Consider the following 26472-nt stretch of genomic DNA (forward strand, 5'->3'; position numbering starts at 1 on the left):
GGGGGGGGGGGGGGGGGGGGCCCCCCGCCGGGCCCGCCCCCGGCCGACGCCGCGAGCCAGGCGCCGCCGCCCCCGGCCAGCGGGACCGCGGCGGCGACGGCGGCGACGGCGGGGGAGCGGCGCCGGGCGGAACGGGCCACGTCCTGCCCCTCGCCCCCGCCCGCACGGGCCGCGCCGCGCTCCACGCCGGTCGCGTCCCGCCCGGCACGCTGCTCGGCACCCCGCTCGGCGTCCTGCTCGGTGGTGTCCTGCTCGGCGTCCTTCCCGGCCGCTGGGGGAACAGGTGCCTCCGGCGGGTCCTGCGGGGAGGTCCGCGCGCCGGCCCGTCCGTCGTCGGCCGGTTCGGCGGCGCCGGTCCCGCCCGCGACGCCGTCGTGGTCGTCGGGTCGCTCGGTGTTCACCGCATCGCTCCTTCGGCTGCGCAGCCCACACCGGTGGGCCGTGTCCCGTGTCCCCTGCACGGGGGACAGCGATGGGACGCGGCGCGGGAGCGCACGGTTCCCGGCGCGGCCGGCTCAGTCGCCGTAGTCGGACATCGCGTCCAGCAGCCGGGCGGACCTCGGCGGCACGGTCACGCCGTGGATCAGCGACGGCGGGACCGGGCGGGCGGTGCCCGGGCCGGGGGCCGACCAGTGCGGGACCATCCGGGCGCAGTCGCCGCGCAGGGAGGCCAGGCCGCCCTCCGGGTCGGCGGAGGCGGGGGCCGGGGCGTCGGGTTTCGTCATAGCCGCACCGTAGGCACGCCGGTACGGGCGAAGAAAGATCTACTATCGGGTAGTTTCGGCGGCTTGACGGCCGTCCGCCCGCCTGCCGGCCGCGCCCGGCCGGCGCCCGGCGTCCCCGGCTGTCCGGCCGTTCGCTCCATCGGCACCACCGCCACCGGGTAGCGTGAGTCGTCCACCCCTTCCACCCGGGAGATTCCACGCCGTGCGCATCGCAGTCACCGGCTCCATCGCCACCGACCACCTCATGACCTTCCCCGGCCGCTTCGCCGACCAGTTCGTCGCGGACCAGCTGCACACGGTCTCGCTGTCGTTCCTGGTCGACCAGCTCGATGTACGCCGGGGCGGCGTGGGCGCCAACATCGCCTTCGGGATGGGCCAGCTCGGCACCAGGCCGGTCCTGGTCGGCGCCGCCGGCGCCGACTTCGACGAGTACCGCGCCTGGCTGGACCGGCACGGCGTCGACACCGCCTCCGTGCGCATCTCCGAGACCCTGCACACCGCCCGCTTCGTGTGCACCACGGACGCCGACCACAACCAGATCGGCTCCTTCTACACCGGCGCGATGAGCGAGGCCCGCCTGCTCGAACTCAAGACCGTCGCCGACCGGGTCGGCGGCCTGGACCTGGTGCTGATCGGCGCCGACGACCCCGAGGCGATGCTCCGGCACACCGAGGAGTGCCGCTCCCGCGGCATCCCGTTCGCCGCCGACTTCTCCCAGCAGATCGCCCGGATGGACGGCGAGGAGATCCGGATCCTGCTGGACGGGGCGACGTACCTGTTCTCCAACGAGTACGAGAAGGGTCTCATCGAGACGAAGACCGGCTGGAGCGACGAGGAGATCCTCGGCAAGGTCGGCCACCGCGTCACCACCCTCGGCCCCCGGGGCGTGCGCATCGAGCGGGCCGGACAGGACCCGGTCGAGGTCGGCTGCCCGGAGGAGGAGCTCAAGGCCGACCCCACCGGCGTCGGCGACGCCTTCCGCGCCGGCTTCCTGTCCGGCCTGGTCTGGGGCGTCGGCCTGGAGCGCGCCGCGCAGGTCGGCTGCATGCTGGCCACGCTCGTCATCGAGACGGTCGGCACCCAGGAGTACGCCCTGCGCCGCGCCCACTTCATGGACCGCTTCACCAAGGCGTACGGCGATGACGCCGCCGCCGAGGTGCAGGCCCACCTGAGCTGACTACACCCGCCGGCGGACCACGTAGGCGCGGCCCTGGTCCGCCGGCTCCTCACCCGCGTACTCCTGGCCGCGCATCGCGCACCACGCCGGGATGTCCAGCCGCGCCGCCTCGTCGTCCGCCAGCACCCGCACGGTCCCGCCCACCGGCACCTCGCCGATCACCTTCGCCAGCTCGATCACCGGCAGGGGGCAGAGCTTGCCGAGCGCGTCCACGACCAGCGCGTCGTCCTGGACGGACGTGCTGGGCACCGGCGTGCCGAGCTTCTCGCGGACCGCCGCGACCGCCCCCGGCAGCACCTCCAGGAACCGGTCGACGTCCGCCGCCGCCGCCCCGAACGGCAGCGACACCCGCACGTTGCCCTCGCTGAGCACCCCCATCGCCCTCAGCACATGGCTCGGTGTCAGTGTGCTGCTGGTGCAGGACGATCCGGACGAGACGGAGAAGCCGGCCCGGTCCAGCTCGTGCAGCAACGTCTCCCCGTCGACATAGAGACACGAGAAGGTGACGATCCCCGGCAGCCGGCGCTCCGGATCGCCCACCACCTCCACGTCCCCCAGCGCGCGCGGCACCCCGGCCCGGATCCGGTCCGTCAGCTCCCGCAGCCGTACCGCCTCCTGGGCCGCCTCGGCCCGCACCGCCCGCAGCGAGGCCGCCGCCGCGACGACCGCCGGGATGTTCTCGAACCCGGCGGCCCGCCCCGACTCCCGTTCGTCGGCGGGCCCCCGCGGCGCGAACCGCACCCCCTTGCGCACCGCCAGCAGCCCCACGCCCGACGGCCCGCCCCACTTGTGCGCACTCGCCGTCAGCAGCGACCAGCCGCCCCGCACCGGCCCCCACCCCAGCGACTGCGCCGCGTCCACCAGCAGCGGTACGCCGGCCTCCCGGCACACCGCCGCCACCTCGGCCACCGGCTGCACGGTCCCCACCTCGTGGTTGGCGGACTGCAGACACGCCAGCGCGGTGTCGGGCCGCAGCGCCTCGGCGTACCCCTCCGGGCGGACGGCGCCCTCCCGGCCGACCGCCACCCGGGTGACCGTACCGCCGTCCGCCTCGTGCGTCTCGGCCGCGTGCAGCACCGAGGAGTGTTCGACCGCTGACACGATCAGGTGATGTCCGGCGCGCCGGCGCCCGGTCAGCGCGCCCGCGACCGCCGTGTGCACGGCGCGGGTCCCGGACGAGGTGAACACCAGCTCGTCCGGCCGGCATCCGACCGCCTCCGCGGCGGCCTCCCGGGCGGCGTCCAGCAGCATGCGCGCCCGCCTGCCCTCCCGGTACAACCGGGCGGGATCGGCCCACCCCTCGTCGAGGCAGGCCAGCAGGGCCTGCCGGGCGACGGGGTGCAGCGGGGCGGCGGAGGCGGCGTCGAAGTAAGCCATACGGCAACGCTAGTGCCGCGGCAGGCGACGTTCGCCCGTGCCGGGCGTCACGACGGGGCGAACGTTGCCTGCCGCGGCACTGGAACGCCGTGCGGATCGACGTGCCCCAGGGGCGCGGCGAGCTGCGGGAACGGCCACCGCACACCCGCAGCCGCCAAACCAGCGAACCACCCGGGGCACTAGGCCCCCCTCCCCGCGAAGCCCCGGAAGGCGTCGGCTAGGGTTTGGTCCGCATAAACATCCAAACCCCTGCCCGACGCAGGGCGGCGACCGACCAGCGAGAAGGCCGCAGCCGACCGCGCGGGCGAGACTCTCGGGAAGGCGCTACGTGAGTCCCAACGGCTCCGACCGCTCGCCGCGGCGCCCGATGCGGCGGAAGCTGCTGCAGGCACTGACCGCGGGCCTGGTCCTGGCGACCGCCACCGGTTGCACATGGGAGGACTTCCCCCGCCTTGGTATGCCCACCCCCACCACGGAAGAGGCGCCGATCGTCCTCTCCCTCTGGCAGGGCTCCTGGGCTGCCGCGCTCGCCGTCGGCGTGCTGGTGTGGGGCCTCATCCTGTGGAGTGCCATCTTCCACCGGCGCAGCCGCACCAAGGTGGAGATCCCTCCGCAGACCCGTTACAACGTGCCGATCGAGGCGCTGTACACGGTCGTACCGATCATCATCGTCTCGGTCCTGTTCTACTTCACGGCCCGCGACGAGTCGAAGCTCCTCGACATGTCCAAGAAGCCCGACGTCACGGTGAACGTCGTCGGCTTCCAGTGGAGCTGGTGCTTCAACTACATCGAGAACGTCGAGGGTTCCACGGGCGACGCCAAGACCGCCAAGGAACTCGAGTCGGTTCCGGAACGCTACAAGAAGGACTTCCCGGACAACGCGGGCGGCGTCTACGCCTGCGGCACCCCCGGTGAGCGCAACCCGCAGACCGGCAACCCCGGCCCCACCCTGTGGCTGCCCGAGGGCAAGACGGTCCGCTTCGTGCTGACCTCGCGGGACGTCATCCACTCCTTCTGGGTGGTGCCGTTCCTGATGAAGCAGGACGTCATCCCGGGCCACCCCAACGCCTTCCAGGTGACCCCGAACAGGCAGGGCACGTTCCTCGGCAAGTGCGCCGAGCTCTGCGGCGTCGACCACTCCCGGATGCTGTTCAACGTGAAGGTCGTCTCCGAGGAGCGCTACGAGCAGCACCTGAAGGAACTCGCCGAGAAGGGCCAGACCGGCTACGTGCCGTCCGGCATCGAGCAGACGGACCACGAGAGGAACCGGGAGGCGAACATCCTGTGAGTGTCGTCAACGAACCCGCGGGCGCCGCCGAGGCCGGCACCTACCAGAACGAGCTTCCGGTCCGCAAGAAGCAGCCGGGCAACGTCATCGTCAAGTGGCTGACCACCACGGACCACAAGACGATCGGCACGCTCTACCTGGTCACGTCGTTCGCGTTCTTCTGCATCGGTGGCGTGATGGCGCTCTTCATGCGCGCCGAACTCGCCCGCCCGGGTACGCAGATCATGTCGAACGAGCAGTTCAACCAGGCGTTCACGATGCACGGCACGATCATGCTGCTGATGTTCGCGACGCCGCTGTTCGCCGGTTTCGCCAACTGGATCATGCCGCTGCAGATCGGCGCGCCCGACGTGGCGTTCCCGCGGCTGAACATGTTCGCCTACTGGCTCTACCTGTTCGGCTCGCTCATCGCGGTGGCCGGCTTCCTCACCCCGCAGGGTGCGGCCGACTTCGGCTGGTTCGCCTACTCCCCGCTGTCGGACGCGGTCCGCTCGCCGGGTGTCGGCGCCGACATGTGGATCATGGGTCTGGCCTTCTCCGGCTTCGGCACCATCCTCGGCTCGGTCAACTTCATCACCACGATCATCTGCATGCGCGCACCCGGCATGACGATGTTCCGCATGCCGATCTTCACCTGGAACGTGCTGCTGACCGGTGTCCTGGTCCTGCTCGCCTTCCCGGTCCTGGCGGCCGCGCTGTTCGCCCTGGAGGCGGACCGCAAGTTCGGTGCGCACATCTTCGACTCGGCCAACGGCGGAGCGCTGCTCTGGCAGCACCTCTTCTGGTTCTTCGGCCATCCCGAGGTGTACATCATCGCGCTGCCGTTCTTCGGCATCATCAGTGAGGTCATCCCGGTCTTCTCCCGCAAGCCGATGTTCGGCTACCAGGGCCTGATCGCGGCGACCATCGCGATCGCGGGCCTGTCCGTGACGGTGTGGGCCCACCACATGTACGTCACCGGCGGTGTGCTGCTGCCGTTCTTCGCCTTCATGACGTTCCTCATCGCCGTCCCGACCGGTGTGAAGTTCTTCAACTGGATCGGCACGATGTGGAAGGGCTCGCTGTCCTTCGAGACGCCGATGCTCTGGGCGACCGGCTTCCTGATCACCTTCACCTTCGGTGGTCTGACCGGTGTCATCCTGGCCTCGCCGCCGATGGACTTCCACGTCTCCGACTCGTACTTCGTGGTGGCGCACTTCCACTACGTCGTCTTCGGCACCGTCGTCTTCGCGATGTTCTCCGGCTTCCACTTCTGGTGGCCGAAGTGGACCGGCAAGATGCTCGACGAGCGGCTCGGCAAGATCACCTTCTGGACGCTGTTCATCGGCTTCCACGGCACCTTCCTGGTCCAGCACTGGCTGGGCGCCGAGGGCATGCCGCGCCGGTACGCCGACTACCTGGCGGCCGACGGCTTCACCGCCCTGAACACGATCTCCACGATCGCCTCGTTCGTGCTCGGCCTGTCGATCCTGCCGTTCTTCTACAACGTGTGGAAGACGGCCAAGTACGGCAAGCCGGTCGGCGTCGACGACCCGTGGGGCTACGGCCGTTCGCTGGAGTGGGCCACCTCCTGCCCGCCGCCGCGGCACAACTTCCTCACCCTGCCGCGGATCCGCAGCGAATCCCCGGCGTTCGACCTGCACCACCCCGACATCGCCGCGCTCGAGGAGCTCGGTCACGGCGGACACGGTGCCAGCGCCCTGGCGGGTAGCAAGGAGGCCGGCAAGTGAAGATCCAGGGCAAGATGTTCATGTGGCTGGGCGTCTTCATCCTCGCCATGGCGATCGTCTATGGCTTGTGGTCGAAGGAGCCGGCCGGCACCACGGCCCTCTTCCTGGCCTTCGGCCTGGCCATCATGATCGGCTTCTACCTCGGCTTCACGGCCAAGCGGGTCGACGTGGGCGCCCAGGACGACAAGGAGGCCGACGTCGCGGACGACGCGGGCGAGCTGGGCTTCTTCAGCCCGCACAGCTGGCAGCCGCTGTCCCTGGGCATCGGCGGCGCCCTCGCCTTCCTCGGTGTCGCGGTCGGCTGGTGGCTGCTGTACTTCTCCGCCCCGCTGCTCCTGATCGGCCTGTGGGGCTGGGTCTTCGAGTACTACCGCGGTGAGAACCGCACCCAGTAGGCAGCGCCCGGCGACGCACGAGCCCGGATTCTCCGCCAGGAGGGTCCGGGCTCGTTCCGTTTCCCCTGGTCCACACCGACGGATTCCCTCGTACGGATGACCCACCGCGCCGAGCCCCGGGAACCTTCCTAGCGTGAAGGCATGAGCCTCTCCTCGCGCACCAGCGCAGTCGCCGGCTGCACGCTGGTGGTGATCGCCCTCGGCGCGGGCGTCACCGCCTGCGGCAGCGACGGGAACCCGTTGTCCGCCCCGCCGTACGACGCGGCGGGGCAGATCTCCTTCAACGGCCCCACCAAGGCCGGGAAGAAGGCCGACCCGGACAAGCCGCTGGAGGTCACCGCCCAGGGCTCCGAGGGCCGGATCACGGACGTCACGGCCACGGACGCCACCGGACGCCATGTCTCGGGCGAGCTCTCCGCCGACGGCGGCCGCTGGCACAGCACCTCACCGCTGGCCGCCGACGCCCACTACACGGTCCGGGTGAGCACCGAGGACGAGGACGGGGCGCCCGGCCGCCGGGTCGTCACCTTCGACACCGGCAAGCCCCGCGGCCAGAAGCGGCTGAACGTCACGTTCGGCCCGGAGGCGGGCACGTACGGCGTGGGCCAGCCCATCACCGCCGACCTCAGCCGGCCGGTCCGGGACAAGGCACAGCGCGCGATCGTCGAACGCGCCCTGAAGGTGGACACCATCCCCGTCGTGGCGGGCTCCTGGTACTGGGTCGACGACAAGAAGCTGCACTACCGGCCCAAGGACTACTGGCCCACCAACGCCACCGTCCAGGTCCGCAGCAACCTCGACGGCATCAAGATCAGCGACCGGCTGTGGGGCGGTACCGCCAAGCCCTTGCGGATCACCACCGGGGACCGGGTCGTCGCCGTCACCGACGGCGCCAGCCACCACATGACGGTCTACAAGAACGGCAAGGAGATCAGCACCATCCCGATCACCATGGGCAAGCCCGGGTTCGAGACCCGCAACGGCGTCAAGGTGGTCATCGGCAAGGAGTACTTCGTCCGGATGCGCGGCACCACGGTCGGCATCGCCGAGGGCACCTCGGAGTCGTACGACCTGCCCGTCTACTACGCCACCCGGGTCACCTGGAGCGGCGAGTACGTGCACGCCGCCCCCTGGTCGGTCGGCGACCACGGCTCCGCCAACGTCAGCCACGGCTGCACCGGCATGAGCACCGGCAACGCCGCCTGGTTCTTCGAGAACGTCCGCCCCGGCGACATCGTCCAGGTCGTCAACTCCAACGGCCACACCATGGAACCGTTCGGCAACGGCTTCGGCGACTGGAACGTCGACTGGGCGAAGTGGCGCAAGGGCAGCGCCCTGGTCACCGGCGACCCCGAGGGCCCCACGGAGGTGGAGCGGGCGCGACTGCGGCCGCAGAGCGCCTGAGGCCGCCACGCCCCGCTCAGGGCTCAGGCGCTCGTGAGGTTCCTCCGCCGCAGCAGGGAGGCCAGCGCCGAGGCGAACTCCACCGGCTCGACGGGCAGCGTCACCGCCGCGTCGGCCCGGCTCCAGGTGGCCAGCCAGGCGTCCTGGGGCCGCCCGATGAGCAGCAGCACCGGCGGGCACGCGAACACCTCGTCCTTGATCTGCCGGCACACGCCCATGCCCCCCATGGGCACCGCCTCGCCGTCCAGCACGCAGACGTCGATGCCGCCCTTGTCCAGTTCCGCGAGGACGGCGGCGGGGGTGGCGCACTCCACGTACCGCACCACCGGGACGTCCGGAGCGGGCCGCCGTCCGGTTGCCAGCCGCACCTGGGCGCGGGTGTTGGAGTCGTCGCTGTAGACCAGCACCGTGGCGGTCGGCTGCATGCTTTCCTCCGGGACGTCGGCGTCGTGCGGAAAGGCCGGACACGAAGGTCCGATGCGGCGGATGCTACTCCCTCGGCCACCGTGTCAACACCGGTTCGGACACGCCTCGCCTGCGCCATACGGACCCCTCCGCACGCTGCGGACACTCCGAACGGCACCCCCCGGAGTGAGGGCGGGATAAGCGACCGACATAATGTCGGTCGTGGCGACAGCAACGACAGTAGATACCGGGCACGCGCACCCGTCGGTCAACCGGCCGAACCTCACCAGCGTCGGAACCATCATCTGGCTGAGTTCCGAGCTGATGTTCTTCGCGGCCCTCTTCGCGATGTACTTCACCCTGCGATCGGTGACCGGCCCCGAGTTCTGGAGTGAGAAGGCCGCGGCCTTGAACTTCCCGTTCTCGGCGACCAACACCACGATCCTGGTGCTCTCCTCCCTCACCTGCCAGCTGGGCGTCTTCGCCGCCGAGCGCGGTGACGTCAAGAAGCTCCGGATGTGGTTCATCGTCACCTTCGTCATGGGTGCGATCTTCATCGGCGGTCAGGTCTACGAGTACACCGAGCTGGTGAAGCACGAGGGCCTCTCGCTCTCCTCCGACCCGTACGGCTCGGTCTTCTACCTGACCACCGGCTTCCACGGCCTGCACGTGACGGGCGGGCTGATCGCCTTCCTGCTGGTCCTCGGCCGTACCTACGCGGCTCGGAGGTTCACCCACGAGCAGGCGACCGCCGCGATCGTCGTGTCCTACTACTGGCACTTCGTCGACGTCGTCTGGATCGGCCTCTTCGCCACGATCTACATGATCAAGTAGCCGGGACCCGCTCCCGCGCATTCCAGAAGACTCGACGCAGAAGATCCTGACACCGGGGTAATCCGTGAAAAAGCTCTCCGCACGACGACGCCATCCGCTGGCGGCGGTCGTCGTCCTACTCCTTGCGCTGGCGGCCACTGGGGGGCTGTACGCCGGGCTCGCACCCGCGGGCACGGCGCAGGCCGACGACACCGCCCAGTCCCTCGCCATCGACGAGGGCAAGAAGCTCTACGCCGTCGGCTGCGCCAGCTGTCACGGCACCGGCGGTCAGGGCACCTCCGACGGCCCCAGCCTGGTGGGCGTGGGCGCCGCGGCCGTCGACTTCCAGGTGGGCACCGGCCGGATGCCGGCGGCGACCTCCCAGGGCGCTCAGGTGCCGCGGAAGAAGGTCATCTACACCCAGGCCGAGATCGACCAGCTCGCGGCGTACATCTCCTCGCTCGGCGCCGGTCCGAACATCCCGACCGAGGAGCAGTACGGCACGGAGGGCGCGGACATCGCCGAGGGCGGCGAGCTCTTCCGCACCAACTGCGCGCAGTGCCACAATTTCACCGGCAAGGGCGGTGCGCTCACCAGGGGCAAGTACGCGCCGTCCCTGGAAGGCGTCTCCCAGAAGCACCTCTACGAGGCCATGCAGACCGGCCCGCAGAACATGCCCTCCTTCCCCGACACGACGCTGTCCGAGCAGAACAAGAAGGACATCATCGCGTACCTGGAGGCGGTCAACAGCTCCCAGACGGAGAGCCCCGGCGGTCTGGAGCTGGGCGGCCTCGGGCCGGTCAGCGAGGGCCTGTTCGGCTGGATCTTCGGTCTCGGCGGGCTGATCGCCGTCGCCGTGTGGGTCGCCGCCCGGACCGCAAAGGCCAAGAAGTCATGAGTAGCCAAGACATTCCAGAAGAGAACCTGCCCGCCGAGCGAGGCAGCGTGCACGGCGCCGTGGACGTCGCCGACGAGAAGCACCCGTTCGCAGACCCGGGTCTGCCGCCGCACGAGCACCGGATCCAGGACATCGACGAGCGGGCCGCCAAGCGGTCCGAGCGCGCGGTGGCCCTGATGTTCACGGTGTCGATGCTGGCCACGGTCGCCTTCATCGCCGCGTTCGTGGTGCTCCCGGTCGACGAGGCCGTCTACGTCTGGCCGCTCGGGCACATCAGCGCGCTGAACCTCGCGCTGGGCCTGACCCTCGGCCTCGCCCTGTTCTGCATCGGCGCGGGCGCGGTCCACTGGGCCCGCACCCTGATGTCCGACGTGGAGATCGCCGACGAGCGGCACCCGATCGAGGCCTCGCCCGAGGTCCGGGCCAAGGTCCACGCGGACTTCCGGCAGGGTGCCAAGGAGTCGGCGCTGGGCCGGCGCAAGCTGATCCGCAACACGATGTTCGGCGCGCTCACCCTGGTCCCGCTGTCCGGCATCGTCCTGCTGCGCGACCTGGGTCCGCTGCCCGAGGAGAAGCTCCGCCACACCCTGTGGAAGAAGGGCCAGCTGCTCGTCAACATGAACACGAACGAGCCGCTGCGTCCCTCGGACGTCGCCGTCGGCTCGCTCACGTTCGCCAAGCCCGAGGGCCTGGAGGAGCACGACCACGAGTTCCAGAACGAGATCGCCAAGGCGGCCCTGATGATCGTGCGGCTCCAGCCGGGCGACATCAAGGACAAGCGCGAGCTCGAATGGTCGCACGAGGGCATCGTGGCGTACTCGAAGATCTGCACCCACGTCGGCTGCCCGATCTCGCTGTACGAGCAGCAGACGCACCACGTGCTGTGCCCCTGCCACCAGTCCACCTTCGACCTCTCCGACGGTGCCCGGGTCATCTTCGGCCCCGCCGGTCACGCCCTGCCGCAGCTGCGGATCGGTGTGAACGACGAGGGTTACCTCGAGGCGCTCGGCGACTTCGAAGAGCCCGTCGGTCCTGCATTCTGGGAGCGCGGATGAGCACTACGACCACCTCCGATTCCCGCTCCCGCGGGAAGGCCCCGGCCGGCGAGCGTGTCGCCGACTGGGCCGACGGCCGGCTCGGGATCTACTCCCTGGCCAAGGCCAACATGCGCAAGATCTTCCCGGACCACTGGTCCTTCATGCTGGGTGAGATCTGCCTGTACAGCTTCATCATCATCATCCTCACGGGTGTGTACCTGACGCTGTTCTTCCACCCGTCGATGAACGAGGTGGAGTACCACGGCAGCTACGTCCCGTTGCAGGGCCAGCTGATGTCGGAGGCGTTCGCCTCCACCCTGGACATCAGCTTCGACGTGCGCGGCGGTCTGCTGATCCGGCAGATCCACCACTGGGCGGCGATCATCTTCCTCGCCGGCATGTTCGTGCACATGATGCGCGTCTTCTTCACCGGCGCGTTCCGCAAGCCGCGTGAGATCAACTGGCTGTTCGGCTTCCTGCTCTTCGTCCTGGGCATGTTCACCGGTTTCACCGGCTACTCGCTCCCGGACGACCTGCTCTCCGGCACCGGTGTCCGCTTCACCCAGGGCGCGATCCTGTCCGTGCCGATCGTCGGCACGTACATCTCGTTCTTCCTGTTCGGCGGCGAGTTCCCGGGCACGGACTTCGTGGCCCGCTTCTACTCGATCCACATCCTGCTGCTGCCGGGCATCATGCTCGGTCTGGTGGTCGGCCACCTGATCCTGGTCTTCTACCACAAGCACACGCAGTTCGCGGGTCCCGGCAAGACCAACAAGAACGTCGTCGGCATGCCGCTGCTGCCGGTCTACATGGCCAAGGCCGGAGGCTTCTTCTTCCTGGTCTTCGGTGTCATCGCGGCCCTGGCCGGCATCGCGTCCGTCAACCCGATCTGGGTCCTCGGCCCGTACCGGCCGGACCAGGTGTCCACGGGCGCCCAGCCCGACTGGTACATGGGCTTCGCCGAGGGCCTGGTGCGCGCCATGCCCGGCTGGGAGATCAACTTCTGGGGTCACACGCTGGTCCTGGGCGTGTTCATCCCGCTGGCGCTGTTCGGTCTGTTCCTCGCCGTGATCGCGCTGTACCCGTTCATCGAGTCGTGGATCACCGGCGACAAGCGCGAGCACCACATCCTGGACCGGCCGCGCAACGCCCCGACCCGCACCGCCTTCGGCGTCGCCTGGGTCACCGCATACATGATCATGCTGGCGGGTGGTGGCAACGACATCATCGCCACCCACTTCCACCTGTCGATCAACGCGGTCACCTGGTTCGTCCGGATCGGCTTCTTCGTCGGACCGGTCATCGCGTTCGTGGTCACCAAGCGGATCTGCCTCGGCCTGCAGCGCCGGGACAAGGACAAGGTGCTGCACGGCCGGGAGACCGGCACCATCAAGCGCCTGCCGCACGGTGAGTTCATCGAGGTGCACGAGCCGCTCAGCCAGGAGGCGATGTACACGCTCACGGCGCACGAGCAGTACCAGCCGGCCGAGATCGGCCCAACGGTCGACGAGAACGGCGTCGAACGCAAGGTGAAGGGCTCCGAGAAGCTGCGCGCCAAGCTCAGCGACGCGTACTTCGGTGAGGACGCCCAGATCGCCAAGCCCACCGTCGAGGAGTACAAGGAGATCACGAGCGGCCACGGCCACCACTGATCGCTGCACTCGCCACGCCACGGAGAAGGGCCCCGTCCGGTGTTCGGACGGGGCCCTTCCCCGTGCCCCGGGCTGGATAGGGTGGACCCTGTTCGAGACGTGTCCCGTGGAACGGGACTGACCCAGGAGCGGCTGATGAGCGCTGTGACCCCCGCTGGCGGCGACACCGCGGCGGGCCGCTCCTGGCCCGCCCTGCTGAACGGCCTGCTGGACGGCCACGACCTGAGCGCCGACGACACCGCCTGGGCGATGGACCTGATCATGCGCGGCGAGGCGACGGACGCGCAGATCGCCGGGTTCGCGGTGGCACTGCGGGCCAAGGGCGAGACCGTCGAGGAGATCACCGGCCTCGTGCGGACGATGTACGGGCACGCGAACGTGATCCAGGTGCCCGGGGAGACCGTCGACATCGTCGGGACCGGCGGTGACGGCGCGAAGACGGTGAACATCTCCACCATGGCGGCGATCGTGCTCGCCGGTACGGGCGCGAAGGTCGTCAAGCACGGCAACCGCGCCGCGTCCTCCGCCTCCGGCGCCTCCGACGTGCTGGAGAAGCTCGGCGTCAATCTGGAGCTGACGCCGCAGCGGGTCGCCGAGGTCGCCGAGGAGGCGGGGATCACCTTCTGCTTCGCGGTGAAGTTCCATCCGGCGCTGCGCCACGTGGCGGCGGCTCGGGGGCAGTTGGGGATCCGGACGACGTTCAACTTCCTGGGCCCGCTCACCAACCCGGCGAAGGTCAGGGCGCAGGCGGTCGGAGTCGCCGACCTGCGGATGGCGCCCATCGTCGCCGGCGTCCTCGCCGAGCGCGGCAACTCCTCGCTGGTCTTCCGCGGCGACGACGGGCTCGACGAGCTGACGACCACGTCGACGTCCCAGGTGTGGGTGGTGCGGGACGGCCGGGTGACGCCGGAGACCTTCGACCCGCGCGAGGCCGGCATCGAGCTGGTGCCGGTGGAAGCCCTGCGGGGCGCGGACGCCTCGTACAACGCCGAGGTCGCCCGGCGGCTGCTGGACGGGGAGACCGGTCCGGTGCGCGACGCGGTGCTGCTGAACGCGGCGGCGGCGCTGGTGGCGCTGCGGCCGGGTGACGCGCCGCTGGCCGAGCAGATCCGGACCGGGATGGCCCGGGCGGCGGAGGCGATCGACTCCGGGGCGGCCCGGCGGGTGCTGGACCGGTGGGTGGCGGCGAGCAACGCCTGACGCCGCACGCGGTGACGCGGAGCGCGGTCCGGATCCTGGACCGCGCCTTGCGGTTCGAAGATCGTGTGGCAAGATGCTGTACCAGGTCATGAGCGACAGCTGAAAGGCCCCGGCCAGCTGTCCGGCAACCCTCCGTCCGTGGCGGGGTGCCCCGGGTGAAGACCAGGTCGTAGGCAGCAAGGCCTGCGGCAAGCGCGGACCCCTCGCGTCACCAGGGGTCCTGGTCGTACGAGGGAGCCTTCCGTGAGCAAGCGAATGCGTTAGGGCCTGTCCGGCGATTCCCGTCCGCCCGGCGACGCCCCGCACGCACCCTCGCCGCCCCGCGCGCACCCCACGTACGTCCGGTACGCGGCCCCGCGCGCGGCACGCCCGAGAGTACGCACCTGACGTCGCCGGGCCGCCCTGAGGGCGACGACGGCACGTGCCGGACAGGCCCCGGGGCCGCAGAGCCCCGCCTCGCATCCCCCTTCTCTCCTCAGCCCCGCGCGCCAGAGCGTGCCGCTCGCGTGGTGGTGCTCACTCTCACGGGAGGACACCCTATGTCTGTCTCCACCGCTGCCGCCGACCAGTCCGTTCGCGCCCCGCTGCCCGTTCTGGGGCGGGATGTCACCGTCCCGCTCGTCACCGGCGGCGAAGTCACCTACGCCGCCCTGGACTACGCGGCCAGCGCCCCCGCCCTCCAGCGCGTCTGGGACGACGTGGCGGCCTACGCGCCCTACTACGGCAGCGTCCACCGCGGCGCGGGCTACCTCTCCCAGCTCTCCACCGACCTCTTCGAGAACGCCCGCCGGACCGTCGCCGAGTTCCTCGACTGCCGCGCCGGCGATGAGGTGGTCTTCACCCGGTCCACCACCGACTCGCTCAACCTGCTGGCCGGTGCCCTCCCCGCCGGCTGCCGCGTCTTCGTCTTCGAGACCGAGCACCACGCCTCCCTGCTGCCCTGGCGGGACGCGCAGGTCACCTACCTCGACGCGCCGCGCAGCCCGCGGCAGGCCGTGGAGACCCTGGAGCGCGCGCTGGCCGACCGCGACCCCAACGGCCCGGCCCTGGTCTGCGTGACGGGTGCCTCGAACGTCACCGGCGAGCTGTGGCCCGTGCGGGAGCTCGCCGCCGCCGCGCACGCGCACGGCGCCCGGATCGTGCTGGACGCCGCCCAGCTCGCGCCCCACCACCCGGTCTCCGTCCAGGACGTGGACGTCGACTGGGTCGCCTTCTCCGGGCACAAGCTGTACGCCCCCTTCGGCTCCGGCGTCCTGGCCGGGCGGTCCGACTGGCTGCGCGCGGCGGAGCCGTACCTCGCGGGCGGCGGGGCCAGCCGCACGGTCGCCCGGCGGGCGGACGGCGGTGTGGACGTGGAGTGGCACGACAGCGTCGCCCGGCACGAGGCGGGCTCCCCGAACGTCATCGGCGCCTACGCCGTGGCGTCCGCCTGCAAGGCCCTCACCGCGGCCGGTTTCGACGCGCTGGTCGCCCGCGAGCAGCACCTGATCCGCACGGTCCGGGCGGGCCTCGCCGAGATCCCCGAGGTCAGGATCCTGTCCCTGTTCGGGGACGACGCCCCTCGCGTCGGCGTGCTCTCCTTCGTCGTCGACGGCTGGAACAGCTCGCACGTCGCCGCCGCGCTCTCCGCCGAGTACGGCATCGGGGTCCGCGACGGCCTCTTCTGCGCCCACCCGCTCGTGCGCACCCTGCTCGGCAGCGCCCCGCAGGCCCAGGGCGAGTGCGGCGCACCCGAGGCGGCTCCGGGCGAGAAGTCGCTCAACGCCGTCCGGGTGAGCTTCGGGGCGGGCACGCCGGACGAGCACGTGGAGCGGTTCGTCGGGGCGGTGCGGGAACTGGTCCGCGACGGCGCGAAGTGGAACTACCGCACGGTCGATGGGCGTTGCGTCCCCGCGGTGTGAGCCCGTCTGGTGCCGCGGCAGGCAACGGCTGCCCGTGGCGGAGCGGCGTCCGGTGCGGCGGGAGTGCGTGCCGGGCGTCGCGACGGGGCGAACGTCGCCTGCCGCGGCACTAGCTGTCCAGCCCGATCGCGAACGCCGCCTCCAGGTCGTGCTGGGAGTACGTCCGGAACGCCACGTGCGTGTCCGTCGCCTCCACGCCCGGGATCTTGCTGATGCGGCCGGGGATGACGTCGGCGAGGTCGTCGTGGCGCCTGACGCGCACCATGGCGATCAGGTCGTAGGTGCCGGTGACGGAGAAGACCTCGCTGACGGAGTCCAGCGAGGCGATCTGCTCGGCGATCTCGGGGATCCGGTCCACGCTGGTCTTGATGAGGACGATCGCGGTGATCACGGCTGGTTCTCTCCCTCGGGGGCCGGAGCTGGGGCGGCCTTCACTCTAGTCGCCGCCCGTCACCCACCACCGCCCTTCCGCGGCCGCGCTCCGCGCCTTCCTCCCCGTCGCCCGCCACCGCCCTCCCCGGGCCGGGCCCGGCCCCTCCGCCGCTGCCGAAGCGTGCCCACGCGTACCCGAAGCCCAGACCGAAGCCCACCAGGTGGGCCAGGTAGGCCACCCCCGGCCCGCTGGACGCCCGGCCCGCCGCCAGCCACTGCAGCGCCACCCAGAAGGGCAGCACCACCCAGGCCGGGAAGCGCAGCGGCAGGAAGAACAGGAACGGCAGGAGGCTGGTCACCCGGGCCCGGGGGAAGAGGAACAGGAACGCGCCGAGCACCGCCGAGATCGCGCCCGACGCGCCGACCAGGGACTGCCCGGAGCGGGCGTTGGCCGCCGCGTACGCCACCAGCGCCAGGTAGCCGCAGCCGAGGTAGAAGAAGGTGAACTCGACGCGGCCCATCCGCTCCTCGGTCATCACGCCGAAGACGTAGAGGAAGAGCATGTTGCCGAGCAGGTGGACCCAGCTGCCGTGCACGAAGAGGGCCGTGGCCGGGGTGAGGACGGCCCGGGGGGAGCCCTCGAACAGTTCCGCGGGGACCACGCCCCAGTGGCGGAAGTACGCCCGCTGCGCGGCGAGCAGCTCGTCGCCGAGGCCGTACGCCGGGCCGAGGCCCGAGGCGGGGCCGATCAGGAAGATCAGGCAGCACACGGTGATCAGCGCGTACATCACCGGCGCCTGCGGTCGGCGGACCGCCCGGCGGCGTACCGCGCTCCAGAGGCTGATCATGGCTACAGAGCATGACGTAAGCGGACGCAACCACGCAGACCGCCTCGCCGCCCGGGAGGGGCGGGCGTCGAGGTCCCGCCAGGCCGTAGGGTTACTGCCCACACGCTCCAGGGAAACTGGCGCATCACGGAAACGACGCATCACCGAGACTAGAAGGAAAGCGAAGAGCCACGATGACGGTTCCCCTGCCGACCGGCACCACCCGGTGGCGCTGCACCCTCTGCGGCAACCTGACGCGCTTCGACGTGACGCGCTCCGCCAAGGTCGTCGAGTACGTCCACCTCGATCTGGCGGGTGAGCCGAAGGTCGAGGAGCGCGAGGTGGTCAGTGAGACCATCGAGTCGGTGCGGTGCCGGTGGTGCAACGCCGTGGATCAGGTGGAGCTCGTGGACAGGCCGGGCGCCGGCTCCTGACGGGGGCCGGCCCCGCAGGCAACGGTTGGGGTGACGGATGGTGGAGACCGCAGGCGGGGGGCCGGGCGACGGCGCCGCTGAGGTGCTCGACCGTCCGCTGCCCGAGGGCGTGCGCCGCAGGGTCGTGCAGATCGTCTCCGACGGCTTCGGCGGGCTGACGATCGCCGAACTGCCCGCGCAGCTGCGGCAGTACGCCCGATTCGCACCGAATCGCCGGGCCAAGTTCGCCAGTAACGCGATGGCCGCGGCGCTGGAGGCCGACCCGCTGTTCCGGCAGCGCATCGGGGAGAAGTTCCGCGAGGCCCAGCCGGAGCTGACCGGCGCGCTCGACGCCGGGGTGCCGCCGCCGGCCGCGGATCCGCTGGACGTGGCCGCCGCCGCCTACGTGCTGCGTCCGGCCGGCTGGGTGAAGCTGGTCGCCGCCGCCGGTGAGGAGGCCCAGCGGGCCGACGCCGAGCGCGTCGACGAGGAGAACCGCGCCGAGCTGGAGCGGCTGCGCGCCGAACTCGCCGCCGCCCGCGACCACACGCGGACCGAGACCGAGCGGCTGCGCACCGAGCTGGAGAGCGCCCGCAAGGAAGCCGAATCGCTGCACCGCAAGCTGCGTGCCGCGCTCAGCGACGTCAAGCGCGGGGAGGCGGCGCTGCGCAAGGCGCAGGGCGAGACCGAGGCCGTACGGGCCGAGGGGCACGCCCAGGTGTCCGCCGCGGAGAGCGAGACGCGGCGGCTGAAGGCGCGGCTGGGGGAGGCCGAGGCGGCCCTGGAGGCCACCCGGCGGGCCGCCCGCGAGGGGCGCAGCGTGGAGGACATGCGGGTCCGGCTGCTGCTCGACACCGTGCTGGACGCGGCGCAGGGGCTGCGCCGGGAGCTGGCGCTGCCGCCGGTGTCCGTCCGCCCCGCCGAGACCGTGGACGCGGTCGAACCGGGACGTATGACACCGAAGGACATCGCCGCGCGGGCGCTGTCCGAGAACGACCCCGCGATCCTGGACCAGCTCCTCGCGCTGCCGCAGGCCCATCTGGTGGTCGACGGCTACAACGTGACCAAGACCGGCTATCCCCAGATGCCCCTGGAGAAGCAGCGGTTGCGGCTGCTCGGGCAGCTGTCGCAGCTCGCCGCGCAGTCCGGCGCCGAGGTGACCTGTGTCTTCGACGGGGCCGAGCTGGCCGCGCCGGTGCTGCTGGCGCCGCCGCGCGGGGTGCGGGTGCTGTTCTCCAAACCCGGCGTCACGGCGGACGAGTTGATCCGCCAGCTGGTGCGCGCCGAGCCGCCCGGCCGTCCGGTCATCGTCGTCTCGACCGACCGCGAGGTGGCCGACGGGGTGGCCCGCGCGGGGGCGCGGCCGGTGGCGTCGGCGGTGCTGCTGAAGCGGCTCTCGCGCAGCTGACGTACGCCCCATGCGTCACGTACGTACCCATCGCGCACAGTGCCCGAAGAAGGCCCGAATGGGCGGAACCGTCACGCGACGTAGCGTCAACGCGCATCACGGCCCGTGAGTTGGAGGTAAAGGATGCGCCCGGTCACCGAGATTTTTCACACCAGGATTTGATCTGATCACAGTAGGGTCACTAGGGTCTGGCCTCGAACCTCCGATCGGGTGATCACTCACAAGAAGGAGATTGCCCCCGTGGCGTCCCACCGTCGACCCAAGCAGCCGAGTCGCACCCGTGTGACCGTGCTGACCACCGCGGCCGCCGCCGCCGTCGCCCTCAGCTCGCAGGCCGCCAACGCCGCGCCCAGCGAGAAGCCGAGCAAGGACGAGGTCAAGGCCGAGGTCGACAAGCTCTACGAGGAGGCCGAGCAGGCCACCGAGAAGTACAACGGGGCCAAGGAGAAGCAGGAGAAGCTCCAGGAGGAGATCTCCACCATCCAGGACAACGTCGCCCGCGGCCAGGAAGAGGTCAACGAGCTGCGCGACGGCCTCGGTTCGATGGCCAGCGCCCAGTACCGCTCGGGCGGCATCGACCCCGCCCTGCAGCTCTTCCTCTCCGCCGACCCGGACGACTACCTCGACAAGGCCTCCACGCTCGACCAGTTGAGCGCCCAGCAGGTCGACGCGCTGAAGAAGATCCAGGAGAAGCAGCGCGCCCTCGCCCAGGAGCGCGCCGAGGCCTCGGACAAGCTCCGGGACCTCGCCGCCACCCGCAGCGAACTGGGCAAGAAGAAGACCGAGGTGCAGGCCAAGCTCGCCGAGGCGCAGAAGCTGCTCAACTCCCTCACCGCCGCGGAGAAGGCCGCGCTGGCGGCCGAGGAGGAGCGGGCCAGCCGTTCCTCCGAGGCCCGCGTGGACCTCGTGGACCTCGGCAACACCGGCGCCGCGTCCGGCAGGGCCATGGCCGCCTTCCAGGCCGCCCAGAGCAAGATCGGCTCGCCGTACGTCTACGGTGCCTCCGGCCCGTCCTCCTTCGACTGCTCGGGCCTGACCTCCTGGGCCTTCGCCCAGGCCGGCGTCGGCATCCCGCGCACCTCGCAGGCCCAGGCCAGCTACGGGACGCGCATCTACAGCCAGTCCGACCTCAAGGTCGGCGACCTGGTGATCTTCTACGGCGACCTGCACCACGTCGGCTTCTACGCGGGCAACGGCCAGGTGCTGCACGCCCCGCGCACCGGCACCGTGGTGCGCTACGAATCGATCAACAACATGCCGTACCAGTTCGGCGTCCGGATCTGACCGCCGCCCGGACACCGCTCACCGTGCCGTGCCGCCCGTTCGGGCGAATCACGGGAACCGGTCTGTGACCCCGCACCCCGCCGATGACCTGCGTTAGCGGCGGGGTGTCACGTTCTGTGCCCGCCCGCCTCTTTGGCCGCCGCCCCACGGCGGGGCTACTGTCTGCCGCGTTTCCCCCTCGGGCGTCCGCCCGGTGCCGGGGGATCTTCCCGTCCGCCAGTGGAAGGAGCGCGGCTTCCCGTGGGGTCCCATCGCCGCCTTGCACCGTCCGGGTCCGACCGGGGCGCCTGCGTGGCGCGTTTCGCCGTCGGCGTCCTGTCGGCCGCCGCGGCCGCCTTCGCCGCCGTACCGGCGCACGCCGCGCCGCACGACGACACCCGCGCCGAGGTGGACCGCCTCTACGCGGCGGCCGAGCGGGCCACCGAGGCCTACAACCGGGCCGACGAACGCGCCGACACCCTGCGCGGCCAGGTCGGCCGGGCGCAGGACCGGATCGCCCGGCAGCAGGAGCACATCAACTCCCTGCGGGAGGAGCTGGGTTCGCTGGCCGGCGCGCAGTACCGCTCCGGCGGCCTCGATCCCTCCCTCGCCCTGCTGTTCTCCGAGGACCCGGACGACTACCTCGACAAGGCCGCCGCCCTGGACCGGATCGGCGTCCACCAGGCCGCGCGGCTGAGGGACCTCCAGGAGGCCATGCGCGAACTCACCCAGGAGCGCGCCGAGACCGCCGACCGGCTCGGCGAACTGGAGAAGAGCCGCAAGGCGGTCGCCGCCCACAAGCGCACCGTCGAGCGGAAGCTCGCCGCGGCCCGCGCGCTGCTCAACGCCCTCCCCGACGACCAACGGGCCGCCTACGACCGGGCCTCCCGGTCCGGCCGCACCGACCTGCCCGACCTGGCGGGCGCCGTCCCCGCCTCCGGCCGCGCCGCCGCCGCGGTCGCCGCCGCCCGCTCCGCGCTGGGCAGGCCCTACATCTGGGGCGCGGCCGGCCCCACCGGCTTCGACTGCTCCGGCCTGATGCAGTGGTCGTACGCGCAGGCCGGGGTCGCCCTGCCGCGCACCTCGCAGGGCCAGCGCGCGGCCGGCCGCCAGGTTCCGCTCTCCCAGGCCCGGCCCGGCGACCTGATCACCTACCGGTCCGACGCCAGCCACGTGGCGATGTACATGGGCGACGGGCAGGTCGTCCACGCCCCTTACCCGGGCGCGCCGGTGCGCTACGACCCGGTCGGCATGATGCCGGTCTCCGGGGTCACCAGGGTCTGACCCGGCGCCGCCGGCCCCGTACGATCGGAGCGTGGCGGGTCCGAGGCGGGCGTACGGTTCCCAGGTCGTGGCGGTCTGCCTGCTGCTCGTCTCCCTGGTCGCCTGCGGGGGCGGGCCCACCGCCGACAGCGCCCGCGGCGACGTGCAGCGGCTGCTCGACCGGCGGGCGGCCGCGGTCCTCGGCCAGGACGAGCGCGGCTACCGGCGGACCGGGCCGGCGACCGGTCTCGCCGCCGTGCGCGAACTGCCGCTGGCGGACTGGTCGTACCGGCTGACGGAGCTGCGCCGCACCGGCGACCGGGCCACCGCCGACGCCGAACTGCGCTACCGGATCGAGGGCGTCGACAAGGTGCCGGTGACGGCCGGACGCACCCTGGGCCTGGCCCGGCACGCGGACGGCCGGTGGTCCGTCCTCTCCGACCGGCCCGCGCGGGGCTCCGCCGAGCAGCTGTGGGACCGGGGCACGGTCCACGTCGTCCGGGGCGAGCACAGCCTGGTGCTCGGGGCCGGGCAGACCCGGCAGGCGCTCGGCGGGTACGCGCGGCTGGCGGACCGGGCGGTGCCCGCCGTGTCACGTGCCTGGGGCACGGACTGGAGCGGGTACGTCGTCGTGCTCGTCCCCGGGTCGCTGGAGGCGATGGCCGCACTGCTCGGGTCGACCGCCTCCGCCTACCGCGGCATCGCCGCCGTGACCACCGGCGCGACGGGGTCCGCGCGGGCACCCGCCGACCGCGTCATCCTCAACCCCGAGGCGTACGGCGCCCTGGGACAGCAGGTCGTCCTCACCCACGAGACCACCCATGTCGCCACCCGCGCCCACACCGGCACCCGCACCCCGCTGTGGCTGTCCGAGGGGTACGCCGACTGGATCGGCTACCACGACAGCGGCCGCACCCCGGCCGAGGCCGCGCCGGAGCTGGCGCGGGCGGTGGCCGCGGGAGAGGTGCCGGCCGCGCTGCCCGGCGACGGCGACTTCGGCTTCACCGACGACCCGGACGCGCTGGCGCGGGCCTACGAGGGCGGCCGGCTGGCCTGCCTGCTGATCGAGGAGCGGTGGGGCGAGCGGCGGCTGGGCGCGTTCTACCGGGCGGTCGCGGAGCGGGGACAGGCCGCCGCCCTGGCGGAGGTGCTCGGAACCACGCCGGAGCAGTTCACGGGGTGGTGGCGGGCGTATCTGCGGGAGCAGTTCGGCTGAGCGGCCCCGGGAAGCGGTCAGAAACCGAGAAGCGGCGGCGGCCGGACCGCGCCTAACGTACAGAGGCCCGGATCCGACGAACGGCACCCACGCGTACCGCGCGAAGCTGGTTGGATCGAACCAGGCGACGCCCCGGGGCCGCGACGGCGGCCCCGCCCCGACGGACGGAGACATCAGCATGGCCAGCAGACCGCACCCGCAGTCGCCTGCGCCGCACGCCGCCGACAGCCACGACATGATCCGTGTGCACGGCGCCCGCGAGAACAACCTCAAGGACGTCAGCATCGAGATCCCCAAGCGCCGGCTCACGGTGTTCACCGGGGTGTCCGGCTCGGGCAAGAGCTCCCTGGTGTTCGACACCATCGCCGCCGAGTCGCAGCGGCTGATCAACGAGACCTACAGCGCCTTCGTGCAGGGCTTCATGCCGACGCCGGCGCGGCCCGAGGCCGACGTGCTGGACGGGCTGACCACCGTGATCAGCGTCGACCAGCAGCGGATGGGCGCCGACCCGCGCTCCACCGTCGGCACCGCCACCGACGCCAACGCCATGCTGCGCATCCTCTTCAGCCGGCTCGGCACCCCGCACATCGGCCCGCCCAGCGCGTACTCCTTCAACACCGCCTCGGTCCGCGCGAGCGGCGCGATCACCGTCGAGCGCGGCAGCAGGACCAAGGCGGAGAAGGCGACCTTCCAGCGCACCGGCGGCATGTGCGTGCACTGCGAGGGCCGCGGCAGGGTCTCCGACATCGACCTCGGCCAGCTCTACGACGACTCCAAGTCGATCGCCGAGGGCGCGTTCACCATCCCCGGCTGGAAGTCCGACAACGTCTGGACCGTGGGGCTCTACGCCCAGTCCGGCTTCCTCGACCCGGACAAGCCGATCCGCGACTTCACCCACCAGGAGATGCAGGACTTCCTGTACCGCGAGCCGACCAAGGTCAAGGTCAACGGCGTCAACCTCACCTACGAGGGGCTGATCCCCAAGATCCAGAAGTCGTTCCTGGCCAAGGACAAGGAGGCGATGCAGCCGCACGTCCGGGCGTTCGTGGAGCGGGCCGTCACCTTCACCACCTGCCCCGAGTGCGACGGCACCCGGCTCAGCGAGGGCGCCCGGTCCTCCAAGATCGCGGGCGTCAGCATCGCCGACGCCTGCGCGATGGAGATCCGCGACCTGGCCGCGTGGATCCGCGCGCTGTCCGAGCCCTCGGTGGCGCCGCTGCTCGCCGCGCTGCGCGACACCCTCGACTCGTTCGTGGAGATCGGCCTCGGCTACCTCTCGCTGAACCGCCCCGCGGGCACCCTGTCGGGCGGCGAGGCGCAGCGTGTGAAGATGATCCGCCACCTCGGCTCCTCGCTCACCGACGTCACCTACGTCTTCGACGAGCCCACCGTCGGTCTGCACCCCCACGACATCCAGCGGATGAACGACCTGCTGCTGCGGCTGCGCGACAAGGGCAACACGGTGCTCGTCGTGGAGCACAAGCCGGAGACCATCGCGATCGCCGACCACGTCGTCGACCTCGGCCCCGGCGCCGGCCCGGCCGGCGGCACGGTCTGCTTCGAGGGCACCGTCGACGGGCTGCGGGCCAGTGCCACCGTCACCGGCCGGCACCTGGACGACCGGGCGGCGCTGAAGGAGACCGTGCGGACGCCCAAGGGCACGCTGGAGATCCGCGGCGCCACCGCGAACAACCTGCGCGACGTCGACGTCGACATCCCGCTCGGGGTGCTGTGCGTCGTCACGGGCGTCGCCGGGTCCGGCAAGAGCTCCCTCATCCACGGCTCGATCCCGGCCCGCGACGGCGTGGTCCCGGTCGACCAGAGCCCGATCCGCGGCTCCCGGCGCAGCAACCCGGCGACGTACACCGGGCTGCTCGACCCGGTCCGCAAGGCGTTCGCCAAGGCCAACGGCGTCAAGCCCGCGCTGTTCAGCGCCAACTCCGAGGGCGCCTGCCCCGCCTGCAACGGCGCCGGGGTCGTCTACACCGACCTGGCGATGATGGCCGGGGTGGCCACCCTCTGCGAGGACTGCGACGGGAAGCGGTTCCAGGCGGAGGTGCTGGAGTACCGGCTCGGCGGGCGCGACATCAGCGAGGTGCTCGCGATGCCGGTGACCGAGGCGGCGGAGTTCTTCGGTGCGGGGGAGGCGGCCACGCCGGCCGCGCACCGGATCCTCGGCCGGCTCGCCGACGTCGGGCTCGGCTACCTCACCCTCGGCCAGCCGCTCACCACCCTGTCCGGCGGCGAGCGGCAGCGGCTGAAGCTGGCCACGCACATGGCCGACAAGGGCGGCGTCTACGTCCTCGACGAGCCGACGACCGGCCTGCACCTCGCCGACGTCGCGCAACTGCTCGGGCTGCTCGACCGGCTCGTGGAGTCCGGCAAGTCGGTCATCGTCATCGAGCACCACCAGGCGGTCATGGCGCACGCCGACTGGATCATCGACCTCGGCCCCGGCGCCGGCCACGACGGCGGCGAGGTCGTCTTCGAGGGCACGCCGGCCGACCTCGTCGCCGGCCGCTCCACCCTCACCGGCGAGCACCTCGCGGCGTACGTCGGCGGCTGACCCGCGGTCACGGCGGCCCGGTCCGCCCGGGCGGGCCGCCGTGCGAGACTCGTCGGGTGAAACGGCAGGACCTCGACGACCTGGTCCGGCTGCGGCGGGCCCGCGACCGGATGGACCGCGACTACGCCGAGCCGCTCGACGTCCCGGCGCTGGCGCGCCAGGCGCTGATGTCGCCGGGCCACTTCTCCCGCAGCTTCCGCGCCGCCTACGGCGAGACTCCGTACAGCTACCTGATGACCCGCCGCATCGAACGCGCCAAGGCGCTGCTGCGGCGGGGCGACCTCACGGTGACCGAGGTCTGCCTCGCGGTCGGCTGCACGTCGCTGGGGTCGTTCAGCTCGCGCTTCACGGAGCTGGTCGGCGAGAGCCCGAGCGCCTACCGGGCGCGCGGCCACGACGACGGCGCCGCCGTCCCGCCCTGCATCGCCAAGATCCACACCCGGCCGGTGCGGCACGCAAGAGCGGGCCCGGCCGCCCGACAGTAGCGTGACGCCATGGACATCACGCTTGCGCAGTGCTTCATCGCCGTCGACGATCCCGACGCGGCGATCGCCTTCTACCGCGATGTGCTCGGCCTGGAGGTCCGCAGCGACGTCGGCTTCGAAGGGATGCGGTGGGTGACCGTCGGGTCGCCCGGGCAGCCGGACGTGAGCATCGTGCTGGAACCGCCGCTCGCCGGCCCGAACGCCTCACCGGCCGACCGGCAGACCATGGCGGAGCTGCTGGCCAAGGGCCTGCTGCGCGGTGTGATCTTCGCGACCGACGACTGCGACGCCACCTTCGAGCGGATCAGCGCGGCGGGCGGCGAGGTGCTCCAGGAACCGATGGACCAGCCCTACGGCGTCCGGGACTGCGCGTTCCGCGACCCGGCGGGCAACCTGCTGCGCTTCACCCAGCCCCTGACCGAGTCCGGGGACTGAGCCCGCGCGCCTCGCTCAGCGGCGCAGGCCCTGACGCGGGCCTGCGCCGCCCGCCCGGTCCGCCGCCTCCTCGCCCGCCGCCTCCTCGGCCGGTGTCTCGCCGTCGGCCGGGTCTCCGTGCGCCGCCTCCTCGGCCGGTGTCTCGCCGTCGGCCGGGTCTCCGTGCGCCGCCTCCTCGGCCGGTGTCTCGCCGTCGGCCGGGTCTCCGTGCGCCGCCTCCTC

The 26472-nt window shown here is 71.8% G+C and carries 24 protein-coding genes, 2 pseudogenes and 1 riboswitch; of the genes and pseudogenes, 19 read left to right on the top strand and 7 right to left on the bottom strand.

The window, feature by feature from the left end:
* Both ACFF45_RS20255 and ACFF45_RS20260 read right to left on the bottom strand, forming a co-directional pair.
* A pseudogene (locus ACFF45_RS20255) lies at positions 1-401 on the bottom strand (hypothetical protein); the annotation flags it as partial.
* Between the two features lie 114 nt (positions 402-515).
* Positions 516-725: a hypothetical protein gene (locus ACFF45_RS20260; protein WP_381347820.1), complete on the bottom strand. Its 210-nt coding sequence runs from the start codon at positions 723-725 to the stop codon at positions 516-518.
* A 202-nt stretch (positions 726-927) separates the two neighbouring features.
* Between ACFF45_RS20260 and ACFF45_RS20265 the strand changes: the two genes are divergently transcribed.
* Complete coding sequence (locus ACFF45_RS20265) at positions 928-1902, top strand: carbohydrate kinase family protein (RefSeq protein WP_381347821.1); 975 nt, start codon at positions 928-930, stop codon at positions 1900-1902.
* Here ACFF45_RS20265 and ACFF45_RS20270 read toward each other — a convergent pair whose 3' ends face one another.
* Positions 1903-3279, bottom strand: coding sequence for a cysteine desulfurase/sulfurtransferase TusA family protein (locus tag ACFF45_RS20270; protein ID WP_381347822.1), 1377 nt, complete (start codon positions 3277-3279; stop codon positions 1903-1905). It abuts the gene before it with no gap.
* 328 nt (positions 3280-3607) lie between these two features.
* On the opposite strand from ACFF45_RS20270, the gene ctaC reads away from it, so the two are divergent.
* From ctaC to ACFF45_RS20290, 4 genes are all read left to right on the top strand, one after another.
* A complete protein-coding gene (gene ctaC, locus ACFF45_RS20275) occupies positions 3608-4567 on the top strand; it encodes an aa3-type cytochrome oxidase subunit II (protein ID WP_381347823.1) in 960 nt (319 codons plus the stop codon).
* Entirely contained in the window at positions 4564-6297 is a 1734-nt protein-coding gene (gene ctaD, locus ACFF45_RS20280) for an aa3-type cytochrome oxidase subunit I (protein ID WP_381347824.1), read from the top strand. Before ctaC ends, ctaD begins: the two co-directional genes overlap by 4 nt.
* Positions 6294-6692 carry a cytochrome c oxidase subunit 4 gene (locus ACFF45_RS20285; protein WP_381347825.1) on the top strand — a complete coding sequence of 133 codons (399 nt, stop codon included), beginning with the start codon at positions 6294-6296 and terminating at the stop codon, positions 6690-6692. Before ctaD ends, ACFF45_RS20285 begins: the two co-directional genes overlap by 4 nt.
* A gap of 141 nt (positions 6693-6833) precedes the next feature.
* Entirely contained in the window at positions 6834-8096 is a 1263-nt protein-coding gene (locus ACFF45_RS20290) for a L,D-transpeptidase (RefSeq protein ID WP_381347826.1), read from the top strand.
* 23 nt (positions 8097-8119) lie between these two features.
* Here ACFF45_RS20290 and ACFF45_RS20295 read toward each other — a convergent pair whose 3' ends face one another.
* Positions 8120-8521: a response regulator gene (locus tag ACFF45_RS20295; RefSeq protein ID WP_381347827.1), complete on the bottom strand. Its 402-nt coding sequence runs from the start codon at positions 8519-8521 to the stop codon at positions 8120-8122.
* 193 nt (positions 8522-8714) lie between these two features.
* Between ACFF45_RS20295 and ctaE the strand changes: the two genes are divergently transcribed.
* The 6 genes from ctaE (at position 8715) to ACFF45_RS20325 (ending at position 16002) form a co-directional block, all read left to right on the top strand.
* Entirely contained in the window at positions 8715-9335 is a 621-nt protein-coding gene (ctaE, locus tag ACFF45_RS20300) for an aa3-type cytochrome oxidase subunit III (protein WP_171115452.1), read from the top strand.
* A gap of 64 nt (positions 9336-9399) precedes the next feature.
* Entirely contained in the window at positions 9400-10212 is an 813-nt protein-coding gene (gene qcrC / locus ACFF45_RS20305) for a cytochrome bc1 complex diheme cytochrome c subunit (protein ID WP_381347828.1), read from the top strand.
* Complete coding sequence (gene qcrA, locus ACFF45_RS20310) at positions 10209-11267, top strand: cytochrome bc1 complex Rieske iron-sulfur subunit (RefSeq protein WP_381347829.1); 1059 nt, start codon at positions 10209-10211, stop codon at positions 11265-11267. Before qcrC ends, qcrA begins: the two co-directional genes overlap by 4 nt.
* A complete protein-coding gene (qcrB, locus tag ACFF45_RS20315) occupies positions 11264-12901 on the top strand; it encodes a cytochrome bc1 complex cytochrome b subunit (RefSeq protein WP_381347830.1) in 1638 nt (545 codons plus the stop codon). The genes qcrA and qcrB overlap by 4 nt, the downstream gene beginning before the upstream one ends.
* 135 nt (positions 12902-13036) lie before the next feature.
* Positions 13037-14101 (top strand): anthranilate phosphoribosyltransferase, encoded by a 1065-nt coding sequence (gene trpD / locus ACFF45_RS20320; protein ID WP_381347831.1) that lies wholly within the window; start codon positions 13037-13039, stop codon positions 14099-14101.
* A gap of 84 nt (positions 14102-14185) precedes the next feature.
* Positions 14186-14302: riboswitch (SAM riboswitch) on the top strand.
* A 338-nt stretch (positions 14303-14640) separates the two neighbouring features.
* Positions 14641-16002, top strand: a complete 1362-nt coding sequence (locus ACFF45_RS20325) for an aminotransferase class V-fold PLP-dependent enzyme (RefSeq protein WP_381347832.1) — start codon at positions 14641-14643, stop codon at positions 16000-16002.
* Between the two features lie 109 nt (positions 16003-16111).
* Here ACFF45_RS20325 and ACFF45_RS20330 read toward each other — a convergent pair whose 3' ends face one another.
* Both ACFF45_RS20330 and ACFF45_RS20335 read right to left on the bottom strand, forming a co-directional pair.
* Entirely contained in the window at positions 16112-16393 is a 282-nt protein-coding gene (locus ACFF45_RS20330) for an Lrp/AsnC family transcriptional regulator (protein ID WP_381347833.1), read from the bottom strand.
* 40 nt (positions 16394-16433) lie between these two features.
* On the bottom strand, positions 16434-17222 hold the full coding sequence (locus ACFF45_RS20335; RefSeq protein WP_381347834.1) for a rhomboid family intramembrane serine protease: 789 nt from the start codon (positions 17220-17222) through the stop codon (positions 16434-16436).
* 173 nt (positions 17223-17395) lie between these two features.
* Here ACFF45_RS20335 and ACFF45_RS20340 point away from each other — a divergent pair, with 173 nt between their 5' ends.
* The 8 genes from ACFF45_RS20340 (at position 17396) to ACFF45_RS20375 (ending at position 26250) form a co-directional block, all read left to right on the top strand.
* On the top strand, positions 17396-17635 hold the full coding sequence (locus ACFF45_RS20340; protein WP_381347835.1) for a hypothetical protein: 240 nt from the start codon (positions 17396-17398) through the stop codon (positions 17633-17635).
* Positions 17636-17672: 37 nt separating this feature from the next.
* Positions 17673-19022, top strand: a complete 1350-nt coding sequence (locus tag ACFF45_RS20345) for an NYN domain-containing protein (protein WP_381347836.1) — start codon at positions 17673-17675, stop codon at positions 19020-19022.
* 240 nt (positions 19023-19262) lie between these two features.
* Positions 19263-20306 (top strand): C40 family peptidase, encoded by a 1044-nt coding sequence (locus ACFF45_RS20350; RefSeq protein ID WP_381347837.1) that lies wholly within the window; start codon positions 19263-19265, stop codon positions 20304-20306.
* Between the two features lie 240 nt (positions 20307-20546).
* A complete protein-coding gene (locus tag ACFF45_RS20355; protein WP_381347838.1) occupies positions 20547-21569 on the top strand; it encodes a C40 family peptidase in 1023 nt (340 codons plus the stop codon).
* A gap of 31 nt (positions 21570-21600) precedes the next feature.
* Positions 21601-22764 (top strand): hypothetical protein, encoded by a 1164-nt coding sequence (locus tag ACFF45_RS20360; protein ID WP_381347839.1) that lies wholly within the window; start codon positions 21601-21603, stop codon positions 22762-22764.
* A 178-nt stretch (positions 22765-22942) separates the two neighbouring features.
* On the top strand, positions 22943-25330 hold the full coding sequence (locus ACFF45_RS20365) for an ATP-binding cassette domain-containing protein (protein WP_381347840.1): 2388 nt from the start codon (positions 22943-22945) through the stop codon (positions 25328-25330).
* 56 nt (positions 25331-25386) lie between these two features.
* Positions 25387-25815, top strand: a complete 429-nt coding sequence (locus ACFF45_RS20370) for a helix-turn-helix transcriptional regulator (protein WP_381347841.1) — start codon at positions 25387-25389, stop codon at positions 25813-25815.
* A 9-nt stretch (positions 25816-25824) separates the two neighbouring features.
* The gene (locus ACFF45_RS20375; protein ID WP_381347842.1) at positions 25825-26250 is read left to right on the top strand and encodes a VOC family protein; all 426 of its coding nucleotides are present in this window, start codon (positions 25825-25827) and stop codon (positions 26248-26250) included.
* Positions 26251-26265: 15 nt separating this feature from the next.
* Here ACFF45_RS20375 and ACFF45_RS20380 read toward each other — a convergent pair.
* Positions 26266-26472 (bottom strand): annotated as a pseudogene (locus tag ACFF45_RS20380) (hypothetical protein); the annotation flags it as partial.

Origin of the sequence: Streptomyces cinereospinus (assembly GCF_042430725.1) — a bacterium.
Taxonomy (GTDB): domain Bacteria; phylum Actinomycetota; class Actinomycetes; order Streptomycetales; family Streptomycetaceae; genus Streptomyces; species Streptomyces cinereospinus.

Excerpts from the sequence above, each read along its gene's own strand:
- ACFF45_RS20260 (WP_381347820.1), bottom strand. The coding sequence starts at position 725 with ATGACGAAACCCGACGCCCCGGCCCCCGCCTCCGCCGACCCGGAGGGC.
- ACFF45_RS20270 (WP_381347822.1), bottom strand. The coding sequence starts at position 3,279 with ATGGCTTACTTCGACGCCGCCTCCGCCGCCCCGCTGCACCCCGTCGCC.
- ACFF45_RS20290 (WP_381347826.1), top strand. The coding sequence starts at position 6,834 with ATGAGCCTCTCCTCGCGCACCAGCGCAGTCGCCGGCTGCACGCTGGTG.
- ACFF45_RS20295 (WP_381347827.1), bottom strand. The coding sequence starts at position 8,521 with ATGCAGCCGACCGCCACGGTGCTGGTCTACAGCGACGACTCCAACACC.
- ctaE (WP_171115452.1), top strand. The coding sequence starts at position 8,715 with ATGTCGGTCGTGGCGACAGCAACGACAGTAGATACCGGGCACGCGCAC.
- qcrA (WP_381347829.1), top strand. The coding sequence starts at position 10,209 with ATGAGTAGCCAAGACATTCCAGAAGAGAACCTGCCCGCCGAGCGAGGC.
- qcrB (WP_381347830.1), top strand. The coding sequence starts at position 11,264 with ATGAGCACTACGACCACCTCCGATTCCCGCTCCCGCGGGAAGGCCCCG.
- trpD (WP_381347831.1), top strand. The coding sequence starts at position 13,037 with ATGAGCGCTGTGACCCCCGCTGGCGGCGACACCGCGGCGGGCCGCTCC.
- ACFF45_RS20325 (WP_381347832.1), top strand. The coding sequence starts at position 14,641 with ATGTCTGTCTCCACCGCTGCCGCCGACCAGTCCGTTCGCGCCCCGCTG.
- ACFF45_RS20335 (WP_381347834.1), bottom strand. The coding sequence starts at position 17,222 with ATGATCAGCCTCTGGAGCGCGGTACGCCGCCGGGCGGTCCGCCGACCG.
- ACFF45_RS20340 (WP_381347835.1), top strand. The coding sequence starts at position 17,396 with ATGACGGTTCCCCTGCCGACCGGCACCACCCGGTGGCGCTGCACCCTC.
- ACFF45_RS20345 (WP_381347836.1), top strand. The coding sequence starts at position 17,673 with ATGGTGGAGACCGCAGGCGGGGGGCCGGGCGACGGCGCCGCTGAGGTG.
- ACFF45_RS20365 (WP_381347840.1), top strand. The coding sequence starts at position 22,943 with ATGGCCAGCAGACCGCACCCGCAGTCGCCTGCGCCGCACGCCGCCGAC.
- ACFF45_RS20375 (WP_381347842.1), top strand. The coding sequence starts at position 25,825 with ATGGACATCACGCTTGCGCAGTGCTTCATCGCCGTCGACGATCCCGAC.